The sequence below is a fragment of the Marinobacter guineae genome (assembly GCF_002744735.1).
GTDB lineage: Bacteria > Pseudomonadota > Gammaproteobacteria > Pseudomonadales > Oleiphilaceae > Marinobacter > Marinobacter guineae.
In genome coordinates, this window is record NZ_KZ319340.1 from 943,736 (window position 1) to 954,655 (window position 10,920).

A 10,920-nucleotide genomic window follows, 5' to 3' on the forward strand; every position below is an offset into this window, starting at 1 on the left:
ATGGCAGTTCAGGTAAGCGACTTCGACCGGTTTTCCTTCACCCTTTTTATGGCATTGGCGGTGCACGCCATTGTCGTGCTGGGGATCAGCTTTGCGCCTGAACCGCCCCGGTCGTCCGCTCAGACCATGGAAATTACCCTCTCGCAGTTTGATGATGAGAAAGCACCGGAGAAAGCGGACTTTCTTGCCCAGACCAGCCAGCAGGGCAGTGGTACTGAAGAAGATGTCCAGGAAATGACCACGCCCCAGCCTGCCGAGATCAGCCAGCCGGAAGTGGCCCAGGTCCAGCCGGACCCCCCCGCCCAGACCGAACCGCAGCCGCGCCAGGAAAAGACAGTGGTGCAGACTGAAAGCCCGTCCAGTCAGAAAGTGCGGCAGCCGGAGGAGCGGCCGACACCGGAAGAAGAGCCTCTGCCGGTGCGCAAGAAAAAGAGCCTGATGGAGCGCAGTCTCGAGATCGCCAATCTGGAGGCCCGCTTCGATGCCCAGCAAAGGGCGTACGCCCGGAAGCCGAGGGTGATGCGCGTAACAGCAGCGTCCACGCTCAAATCCACCAACGCCTGGTACGTCCAGAATTGGGTCACCAAGGTGACCCGGGTCGGCAACATCAACTACCCCACCGAGGCGCGCCGTGCAGGAATCTATGGCACACTGAGAATGCTGGTGTCGTTGCAGAAAGATGGCACGATAAAAGAAGTGGCGATTCTGCAGTCCTCCGGCAGCACCGTTCTGGACGATGCTGCTATCCGGATTGTCAGAATGGCCGCACCTTTTGCCCCATTCCCAGATGAAATGCGGCAAGAGGTCGATGAACTTGAAATCATACGTACCTGGTCTTTCCAACGTCGGGGGCTGACATCCGGATGACAGCGTCAAAACACTCTCCCCACAGTCTGCGGCACCACTTTCTGGTGGCCTCACCCTATCTTGCCGACCCGCGCTTTCATGGCGGTGTTGTCTATCTCTGTGAACATTCTGACGACGGGGCCCTGGGGCTGATGATCAATCACCCCCTGGATATCCATCTGGGCGAGATTCTGGAGCAGCTGGATCTGCCAGGTGGTGAGCTGGATCTGCCGGTTTTCAGTGGCGGCCCGGTGCAGCCGGAACGTGGCTTTGTCCTGCATCCTCCCGAGACCAGCTGGCAGAACACGGCAAAGGTGACCGAAGACGTTCTGCTGACCACATCCCGTGATGTACTGGCAGGCATTGGCCGTGGGGAAGGCCCGGAAGAATACCTCGTGGCGCTCGGGTACTCAGGCTGGGGTGAGGGCCAGCTGGAGGATGAGCTGGGCAGTAACGCCTGGCTCACGTGTCCTGCTAACACGGATATCCTGTTTAGAACGCCCTGGAAAGATCGTTACAAGGCCGTACTTGAACTGATTGGTATTGACCTGAACCAGCTGAGTGAGTCTGTTGGCCATGCCTGAGGCCGGTAGCCGCCGGGTGATGGCGTTTGATTTCGGAACCCGCCGGATCGGAGTGGCCACCGGCCAGGAAATGCTGGGCACCGGCCAGCCCGTGGCGCTGATTGCTGCCCGGGACGGTATTCCGGACTGGCAGCAGATTGAAACGTTGCTGGAAGAGTGGCGCCCGGACTTGGTGGTGGTTGGCCTGCCGTTGAATATGGATGACACCGAAAACGACATGTGTGCCCGTGCGCGCAAGTTCGGAAAGCGCGTCCACGGCCGTTACCACGTGCCGGTTGAAATGGTGGATGAGCGGCTGACCAGTTTTGAGGCCAAGGGCGATGTAATGGCAGCCGGTGGCAGTCGCGACTTTGGTCGCCATGGGGTGGATGACCGGGCGGCGGTTCTGATTCTGGAAACCTGGTTTGGCCTGCAGGGCAACCGTGCCGGTGAATGAAAGAAAGGATAATCCCCCGCGTTTAATAACAGTGAGGCAGTAATGACCGCATTGCTTGATATGGACCAGTTGCTGGATCAGATGGAAACCGGATTGCGCCAGGTTCTTGAGCATCGGGGCGTTGAGTCCCCGGTGCTCATTGGTATCCGTACCGGTGGGGTCTGGCTGGCGGATGTGCTCAGCAAGCGTCTTGATATCGAAGAGCCGTTCGGAGAACTGGATATCTCCTTCTATCGGGATGACTTCAGCCGCATCGGGCTGAACCCCAGGGTCAAACCTTCCAGTCTGCCATTTGATACCGAAGGACGGGACATCATCCTGATTGACGACGTCATTATGAGTGGCCGCACCATTCGGGCGGCGATGAATGAAATATTCGATTATGGCCGTCCAGCCAGTATCATATTGGCCACCCTGATTGACCTTGGAGCCCGGGAGCTGCCGATCCAGCCGGACGTGACCGGTCGAAAGCTGGCGTTGGATGCCCATCAGCGCGTCAAGCTCCGTGGCCCCGACCCGCTCCGTATCGAGCTTCAGGAAGCCGGACAGTAAACCTCCGAATCAGATAACAGGCGACCCATGACCGCAAACGACGCTTCCCCGCACCATTTGCAGCTGACCCGGGATGGTCAGTTGCGGCACTTTCTCACCCTCGATGGCCTCGACCGCGCTTTGCTGACTGACATTCTGGACACCGCGGATTCCTTTATCGAGGTGGGTGAGCGCAGCATCAAGAAAGTACCGCTGCTGCGCGGCCGGACGGTGGTGAACCTGTTCTTCGAATCCAGCACCCGGACTCGCAGCACCTTTGAGTTGGCGGCCAAGCGTCTGTCCGCCGACGTGCTTAATCTTGATATCAGCACCTCGGCCACTTCGAAAGGCGAATCCCTGTCCGACACGCTTCTGAACCTGGAAGCCATGGCCAGCGACATGTTCGTGGTCCGCCACTCGCAAAGCGGGGCGCCGCACTTCATCGCCGAAAGCGTCACCCCGGGCGTTGCCATAATTAACGCCGGTGACGGCCGCCACGCCCATCCGACCCAGGCCATGCTCGACATGCTTACCATTCGCCAGCACAAGGGGCAATTTGAGGGGCTGAAAGTGGCCATTGTCGGTGATGTTCTGCATTCCCGGGTGGCCCGCTCCCAGATTCGTGCCCTGAATGTGCTTGGGGCGGAGGAGGTCCGGGTGATTGCCCCGGGTACCCTGTTGCCCAACGACGTGGAAAGCCTGGGTTGTAAGGTCGAGTACGATATGACCCGAGGCATGAGCGACCTGGATGTGGTGATCATGTTGCGCCTGCAGAAAGAGCGGATGGAAGGGGCGCTGCTGCCGAGCGAGCGGGAGTTTTATCGGCTCTATGGCCTTAATCAGGAGAAGCTGGCTCTGGCTCATCCTGAGTGCATTGTCATGCACCCGGGCCCGATCAACCGGGGCGTTGAGATTGAATCTGCGGTGGCGGATGGCCCGCAGTCCGTGATTCTTAACCAGGTGACCAATGGCATCGCCATCCGGATGGCGGTCATGTCCATGGCCATGGGTGGCCAGGTGGCCGAGCGCCAGCACAAACTGAGTGAGAGGGGCCAGGCATGAGCAGTGCTGAAACATCTACCGGCAACAGCCTGAAAATCACCGGTGGACGTCTGTACGACGGCGAAGGCAGTGAGTCTGAAAACATCGCCTTACTGATCCGGGATGGCCGCATCGCCGCTATGGGTGAGGCGGCCAGCAGGACGCGGGCGGACGAAACCATTAGTGCTGATAACTGTGTGATTGCCCCGGGTTTTATCGATCTGTGCTGCAACCTGCGGGAACCGGGCAACGGCCAGAAGGGCAACATCGCCTCGGAAACCCGGGCTGCCGCCCATGGCGGCTTCACCACCGTCTGTGCATCTCCGGAAACCTCGCCGGTGAACGATTCCAGTGCGGTTACCCACCTGATCCGTGACGGTGCCGCCAGCCGTTCGCCTATCCGGGTGCTGCCCGTCGGTGCGATTACCCGGGGTCTTGAAGGCGACCTGCTCAGCGACATGGCCGGACTGACTGCTGCCGGCTGCGTGGCGGTTGGTAACGGCTCCCGGGGTGTGCGTAACGCCCGGATATTGCGCCGGTGCATGGCGTACGCCCAGACCTTTGGTTTGACTGTGATGTTCAGTCCCGAAAACCAGGCCCTGGCGGCGGACGGCTATGCCCACGACGGGTTGGTAACCTCTCGTCTGGGCCTGCTTGGGATTCCGGAAGTGGCGGAAACGGCGGCGGTGATGGAAATGCTGTTACTGGCAGAGGAAACCGGCGTGCGGTTGCATCTGAGCCAGCTGTCTTGCGCCCGCAGTGTGGAAATGCTGGCGGACGCCCGCCGTCGCGGCATTGCCGTGACCGCCGACGTGGCCATGCACCAGCTGGCGTTCACCGAAGACGCTCTGGCCGGATTCGACAGCCGGTTCCACGTGCGGCCCCCGCTGCGGAGCGAGAGCGACCGCAAGGCCCTGATCGCCGGTGTTCGGGAGGGTGTCATTGACGCCATCGTGAGTCAGCATCAGCCCCATGACACTGCGGCCAAGCAGGCGCCCATGGCGGCCACCGAGTCCGGGCTATCCAGCATCGAGAGTGTGTTGTCACTGGGACTGGAACTGGTCGAAATGAACGAGCTGGCTTTGTCTGATCTGATTCGGGCGCTGACCACGGGCCCGGCATCGGTGCTTGGACGAACGGCCCGCCTCGCGGAGGGCGAGCCCGCCGATCTTTGCCTGTTTGATCCCGAAGCATTCTGGGCGCCGGGGGCGCAGACCCTCGTCTCGGCTGGCCGTCACGCACCGGTGACCGATCGGGAATTGCCGGGCGTTGTCCGGCTTACCCTTGCCGAGGGCAGAAAAGCCTGGCAACAGCCGGCCGGCTGATCTGCCCGCGCCGGCGTAAAGTGCGGCAGAGGTTGCGGTACCTCTGTCGACACCATCACAGAATCTCCCCCTTTTGCTGAAAAACCCTTGATGGCAGGCACCCGTGCCAACGTATTCTTGTAGCCGTCGGCCTATGGTCGACCAAGGAAAGTGTGGCCTGGCCGGTACACAGGAACATACCGGTGCCCGACAATAACAATCAGGAGTCATCCCGTGAAATCAGCAAATCTTCCCCAGCGGATAGCCGTGGCGGCTGCCCTCTGTGCCAGTCTGGTGTTGCCGTCCCTGGGTCACGCTCAGGCTCAGAACGAGATCCTTGAGCGCAGTTTCTGCGTGTTCGACCCGGTCGGCGCCAACGGCCCGTTGTTCGCCATCACCAAAACCTTCCAGCCGGTTGCCTTGAAGAATGGCATCAAGCTGGATCTTCGCGCCTACACCGATGAGAAAGTTGCCGCCGAGGACTTCAAGGCAGGGCAATGCGATGCTGTCCTGTTGACTGGCACCCGGGCCCGGGAGTTCAACAAGTTCACCGGCAGCCTGGAGGCCATGGGGGCCGTGCCCGGTGAAGAGGAAATGCGGCTGCTATACAACACCCTGAGCCAGCCCAAGGCACGGCCATTTCTGATTGACGGCCCCTACGAAGTTGCCGGTGTATTCCCGGGCGGTGCCATATACCTGCACACTCGTGACCGCAGTATTGATTCGGTCGAGAAACTCCAGGGCAAGCGAATTGCGACGCTGGACTATGATGAGGCGTCAGTCCGTATGGTTCGACACGTTGGCGCGTCGGTGGTGGGGTCCAACTCGGCCAACTTTGCCGGCAAGTTCAATAACGGCAGCGTCGATCTCGCTTACGCACCCGCGGTCGCCTTCACCCCGCTCGAGCTCTACAAGGGTGTGCAGCCAAACGGCGCGGTGGTGAAGTACGCTTTGGGTTACATGAATTTCCAGGTGATCATCCACCGCGACCGTTTCCCTGATTCTGCTGGGCAGATGGTGCGGGACCAGGCGATCAAACGCATTGATGAGGCCTACGACATCATTGCCCAAGCGGAGGCCGAGATACCTAAGGACGTCTGGATGACCCTGCCACAGGAAGACACTGCGGAGTACGACAAGATGCTGCGGAAGGTTCGGTTGTCGCTGCTGGAGGATGGGGTCTACGACGAGCGGGCCATCAAGCTCATGAAAGCGATCCGCTGCCGGGTTGATGCCACCCGTTCCGAGTGTGCGTCCGTCGCCGGAACCTGAGGCTGACGCTGTCGAAAAACAGGCCCGCAGAGGCGGGCCTGTTGCTGCCTAGCGAATCTCGTCCTTCAGTGCCTTTCCGGCTTTGAAGCCCACGGTCTTGCTGGCAGGGATGCGAAGGGTCTCGCCGGTTTGCGGGTTTCGCCCGTCCCGCGCCTCGCGGCTGCGGATATTGAACGTGCCAAAGCCGATCAGGGTGGTATCTTCGCCCCGGGAAGCTGCGGCTGAGACCTGGTCGGTAAAGGCGGTGATCACTTCGCTGGCCTTTTCACGGGTCAGGCCGGTTCGGTCGGCAATGGCCGCGGCGAGTTCAGGTTTGCGCATCGGATACTCCTTTTTTGTAGTTCTGCTTTTTATTCTGGTCCTGGCCGGAATCACAACGACTCACGGTTGCTCCAATCTATAGTGGTTCCCGGCCTATTGTGCAAACGATCAGGCGTTGGAGGTGTGTGTAATTTGACGTCATTTGCGGCATCTGTCGCATAAAAACAGGATCTTGTACGCCATAATGCCTGCCTGGTTACAGTCTGTAACAAACTCCTTCGCGGCCGGAGTCCGGCCCATGTGATTGGCATAAGTGTGCATCAGAACAAAAACGCAAAAGGTGAAGAAGGTATGACCCATTTCCGGAATCCCTCCCGCAAGGCGCTTTTTACGGCGCGCCGTTTCCGTAACCTGGTGGCAGCCTGCACAGCCAGTGCGGTCCTGAGCGGCTGCGGTGTGGTCAATCATATGATCTACAAGACCACCGGCGATGTCATGCAGGGCTTCTCTCGAGATCACACGGTTCCCTTCCTCATGGGAAGCGATGATCTGGCCATGGGCTGCGCCATGAGCGAGGCCACAGCACCGTTGCTGATGTCTTTCGGCCGGGTGACGAGTGAGCCGGACCAGCTTGCCGTCATGCTCTACCTGTCTGCCGGTGGCTGCGCCGATGAACAGGCGCGGGAACATGAGCTGGCGGCTCTCGCCGCCATGCATGCCATGAACGGGAATGCCGCGGAAGACGCAATGATCCGCCAGAAGCGGGCCCATACTATGGCAGCCGAGCGCTATTTCAAGGGCTGGCAGCACCACAATGCCCACTACGGGGAACCCGGCAATGGCGAATGCCCCGATTTTGACGACGACATGGACGAGTTCATCTACATGGCCGGCCTGCTCTCCGGTCTGCAGGCCCTGAACGGCCAGATTCAGTCCACCTCATCCATTGGCGTTCCGGCGAACATCGGTTCGATCGTGGCCCGGGCCACCAGTTGCCTGGAAAACGACAAATGGTGGGGCGCGCCCATGGCATTGCGGGCAACCGTATGGGCCATGATCCCCGGTGCCCAACCGGCGGGTGAGGATGCCTTCGAGCGACTGGAAATTGCGGATGCCCAGGGGGAGGCCGCGGGCGTCCGGCTGCCTCACGTGTTTCATGCCATCGCTGCTCTGAACAAGGGTGATGAGGCCATGGTCCGGAAGGTCATCCGGGATCATGCTGAATCCCTGGAGAGCACGCCCGCCAATGAGGACTGGCGGTTTGTGGACGCCATGGCAACCGACATGATCGTGGCAGTTTCCGATCGACTCTGGGTTGAAAATACCGGCCATCGTACGCCGCTTGGACAGCTTGGCACCTTCTGGGATGACCAGCAGGAAGAGGTTGAAACCATGGATCTGGATGATCTGCTGTAACCATTCCCTACCCAGAGTAATCAGTTATGTCGAAGGGCGGTTTTCATCGTAGCGGGTTGGAGTGGTTTTCGTCACTGCCCGCGTGCCTGCTGTTGCTGGCAGTGGTCATCTTCTCCACCAGCAGTGATATTCATAACCAGATGTTGCGAGGCGGCGAGCAACTCTGGAGTGGCTATTACAAGTTGCGCATGGATCCGGTTCAGCCAACGTGTGATCCCGACCGGGACATTGAGGCGGCAGTGGCTGCCGAACTGGCTGCTGAAGCCCCTGCAGACGACCCGATGGCCGCCTTGCTGGGCGCTGAGGAAAAGGACCCGGCAGATATCCGCCTGGCCATCGAGCGTTCAGTCGCAGACTGCCGGCAGGCGCACCGAAGCTTCAAGAATCTTCAGGACACGCTGACGCCGGGTGTCAAAGCCTACCGGGCCGTGGAACTGTTCATTGCCGATCTGATCGCCTTTGGCCTGGAATCCCAGCGTTTCATCCTCGTTATTCTGGTCATGTTGTGCGCAGTGACTGCCACCCTCACCCGCCACCACATCGCCATGCGGGCGATGGAAACCCGGCTGGACTACACGGTATCCCATACCCTGCAAACCATTGCCAACGCCATGCTGCTAGGGTCCAGTGCCATCTTCCGGCAATCCAGTCTGGGGTCCGATACCGCGGTCTCATCGGAAGAGCTACTTCTGCACAATTTCTGGATTATCGGTTTTGCCTGTCTGACCCTGGCCAGCCTGTACCGGCTGTTCCGGGTTCCGAATGACCTGCAGGAAGGTGGCAGTCTGAACAAGGCCTTCCTGGCGGTGCCGCTCTACACCGTTATGTGCCTGATTTCCGGCACCTATTTCGCCCTGATTGGACACGCCTCGGGGATTGGCATTTATCTCGGCAAGATGATGGAACTGTCCGATATGTTCCTGAATGTCGGTCTTTACGTGTGGGTGGGCATGATGCTCAAGCAGACACGCCTTGCCACCCTGGTGTTCAATGTTTTCCGGCCCTGGCGCATGCCGCCGGAGATGCTGGCGGTCGTGGCCGTTCTGGTTGCGGCGGTGCCGACCGCCTACACCGGTGCTTCCGGCATCTTCGTAATTGCAGCCGGGGCGGTGATTTACAGTGAGCTGAGAGCCGCCGGTGCCCGCCGCCATCTGGCACTGGCCGCGACGGCCATGTCCGGTTCCCTGGGGGTCGTCTTACGACCCTGTCTGCTCGTGGTTGTGATTGCCTATCTGAATCGGGAAGTGACCACTGACGAGCTGTTCGGCTGGGGCATCTGGATGTTTATGCTGACAGCCACCATGTTTGCGGCGGTGGCCCTGACCGTAAATCGCCAAAGCCAATTCAACCTGGCGCCTGCCGCCGAAGCCTTCCCGGCCATGACTCAGGCGCTTCGGCCGCTGATTCCCTATGTGCTGGTGATCGCCGGTGTGGTGCTGTTCTACCGTTTTGCCCTGGATGTGAGCATGGACGAGTTCTCAGCACCGAGACTGTTGCCGGTGATTATGCTGGCAATCCTGGTGTATGAGTATGTCAGTCTGAAAAATGGCGGGGGCAGGGCGTCCGGAGAAATCAACCATCAGGGGCTGGAGCGGAGCCTGCGCGGCGCCACCAATGACACAACGGCCGAGATCGGCGCTCTGCTGCTGTTACTGGGGTTGTCCGTCAGCATTGGCGGGGTCATTGAACGGTCCCACATCATGGCGACATTCCCGCAGTCCTTCGACAATGCCTGGTCGGCGATGCTGCTGATGGTGGTGATTCTGGTGATACTGGGCATGATCATGGACGCCTTCGGTGCGGTGATCCTGGTGACTGCCACGGTTGCGACCATTGCCTACTCCAGTGGCATTCACCCCATTCATTTCTGGATGGTGACCCTGGTGGCGTTCGAACTGGGTTACCTGAGCCCGCCGGTGGCACTGAATCACCTGCTGACCAGGCAGGTGGTCGGCGAGGCCGAAGTTCTGGCGGCCCAGCAGCAAACCGGAACCTTCTATCAACGTCACGAGCGTATCATCATGCCGCTGATTGCCATGGGTATCTCATTGTTGCTGGTGGCGTTTGTACCGTTGCTGTTTTATACCTGAGCCGGAGTGATCAGACCGGCTCGGGTGTTCGCCGTTCACCGCGAAGAAGCGTTACGTCGGCTCTGGGCGGTGCGCCGAACAGGCGGCTGTATTCGCGGCTGAAGTGGGAGGGGCTTTCATAACCCACCCGATAACTGGCTGTGGCGGCCTCAAGGCCTTCGGTCAGCATCAGGCGCCTGGCTTCATGCAGGCGAAGTTTCTTCTGGAATTGCAGTGGCGACATTCGGGTCACCTGTTTGAAGCTGTGATACAGGGTGGATTCGCTCATGTTGGCCGCTTCCGCCAGTTCGCGGATGCGCAGGGGTTCCGCGTAGTGATCCTTCAATGCCGAGATCACCGTTGAAATCCGGTGCGACTGGGACTCGGCAGCGGCAAATTTGCGCATCCGGGACCCCATCTCACCGATCAGCGTCCGGTAGATGATTTCCCGGCGGGCCAGGGGGGCGAGTATGGGAATGTCCGTTGGTGAATTCAGCAGGCTCAGCAGCCGGTAAAGCGCACTCTGCATAAGCTCATCCATGGATGACACACACAGACCACATTCCAGTTCCGGGCAATGCCCAAGCGGGTCGAGTGGCGGCGCCTTGTCACCCAGTTCCAATACCAGATCTGCCACCTCCTGCGGGTCCACCTTGAGCATTGCCGCCAGGTAGGGCCGCTCCTCGGAAGCGTCGATTATTCGCCCCAGTACCGGCAGATGGACGGAACTTGCCAGATAGGAAAGTGGCTGGTACGTGATTTCGCGGTCACCCAGCTGGATGGTCTTGGTGCCTTGGATCACAAAGCACAGGGATGGCTCGTAAACACTTGAACCACAGCTGGATGGCTGATCGCAACGAATAAGCTCTACACCATCAATGGCGGAACCCTGAATTCCCAGTTGTGTCGTCGATTGACGCACTACCCGGGCGAGCTGCTGCTGTAGATTGAGGTCGAGATTTCCGGAAATCTCGGGAATGGTGGCAGTCATCAATGCATCTCCCTTTGCCGTAGTATAGTCCTTCGCACCCTGAATCGTACGGGAGGTCATGTTTGTTTTGCAGGATCAGGCAATGACCACGTAGAAATTGGCAACTGTCTTTCCCTGGCTCAAGACAGCCCGCAGAATCAGGCAAGTTTCCCGCAGTAACCCGATACCG

11 protein-coding genes are annotated in these 10,920 nt (G+C 59.6%); 9 read left to right on the top strand and 2 right to left on the bottom strand.

Annotation, left to right across the window (positions count from 1 at the left end; translation table 11 throughout):
* The 7 genes from CLH62_RS12325 (at position 1) to CLH62_RS12355 (ending at position 6,014) form a co-directional block, all read left to right on the top strand.
* A complete protein-coding gene (locus CLH62_RS12325; protein WP_099618441.1) occupies positions 1–867 on the top strand; it encodes an energy transducer TonB in 867 nt (288 codons plus the stop codon).
* Positions 864–1,430, top strand: coding sequence for a YqgE/AlgH family protein (locus CLH62_RS12330; protein WP_170005794.1), 567 nt, complete (start codon positions 864–866; stop codon positions 1,428–1,430). Before CLH62_RS12325 ends, CLH62_RS12330 begins: the two co-directional genes overlap by 4 nt.
* Positions 1,423–1,866, top strand: coding sequence for a Holliday junction resolvase RuvX (gene ruvX, locus CLH62_RS12335; RefSeq protein ID WP_099618442.1), 444 nt, complete (start codon positions 1,423–1,425; stop codon positions 1,864–1,866). Before CLH62_RS12330 ends, ruvX begins: the two co-directional genes overlap by 8 nt.
* A gap of 42 nt (positions 1,867–1,908) precedes the next feature.
* A complete protein-coding gene (gene pyrR / locus CLH62_RS12340) occupies positions 1,909–2,418 on the top strand; it encodes a bifunctional pyr operon transcriptional regulator/uracil phosphoribosyltransferase PyrR (RefSeq protein ID WP_099618443.1) in 510 nt (169 codons plus the stop codon).
* 27 nt (positions 2,419–2,445) lie between these two features.
* The gene (locus CLH62_RS12345; RefSeq protein ID WP_099618444.1) at positions 2,446–3,459 is read left to right on the top strand and encodes an aspartate carbamoyltransferase catalytic subunit; all 1,014 of its coding nucleotides are present in this window, start codon (positions 2,446–2,448) and stop codon (positions 3,457–3,459) included.
* Entirely contained in the window at positions 3,456–4,763 is a 1,308-nt protein-coding gene (locus CLH62_RS12350) for a dihydroorotase (protein ID WP_099618445.1), read from the top strand. The genes CLH62_RS12345 and CLH62_RS12350 overlap by 4 nt, the downstream gene beginning before the upstream one ends.
* A gap of 213 nt (positions 4,764–4,976) precedes the next feature.
* Positions 4,977–6,014, top strand: coding sequence for a putative solute-binding protein (locus CLH62_RS12355; protein ID WP_099618446.1), 1,038 nt, complete (start codon positions 4,977–4,979; stop codon positions 6,012–6,014).
* 48 nt (positions 6,015–6,062) lie between these two features.
* Here the strand turns inward: CLH62_RS12355 and CLH62_RS12360 are convergent, their stop codons facing one another.
* Entirely contained in the window at positions 6,063–6,335 is a 273-nt protein-coding gene (locus CLH62_RS12360) for an HU family DNA-binding protein (protein WP_099618447.1), read from the bottom strand.
* Positions 6,336–6,626: 291 nt separating this feature from the next.
* Here CLH62_RS12360 and CLH62_RS12365 point away from each other — a divergent pair, with 291 nt between their 5' ends.
* Complete coding sequence (locus tag CLH62_RS12365; RefSeq protein ID WP_099618861.1) at positions 6,627–7,691, top strand: hypothetical protein; 1,065 nt, start codon at positions 6,627–6,629, stop codon at positions 7,689–7,691.
* Positions 7,692–7,717: 26 nt separating this feature from the next.
* Positions 7,718–9,781: a TRAP transporter large permease subunit gene (locus tag CLH62_RS12370; protein WP_099618448.1), complete on the top strand. Its 2,064-nt coding sequence runs from the start codon at positions 7,718–7,720 to the stop codon at positions 9,779–9,781.
* Positions 9,782–9,791: 10 nt separating this feature from the next.
* Here the strand turns inward: CLH62_RS12370 and CLH62_RS12375 are convergent, their stop codons facing one another.
* A complete protein-coding gene (locus tag CLH62_RS12375; protein WP_099618449.1) occupies positions 9,792–10,751 on the bottom strand; it encodes an AraC family transcriptional regulator in 960 nt (319 codons plus the stop codon).
* Positions 10,752–10,920: the final 169 nt, after the last annotated feature.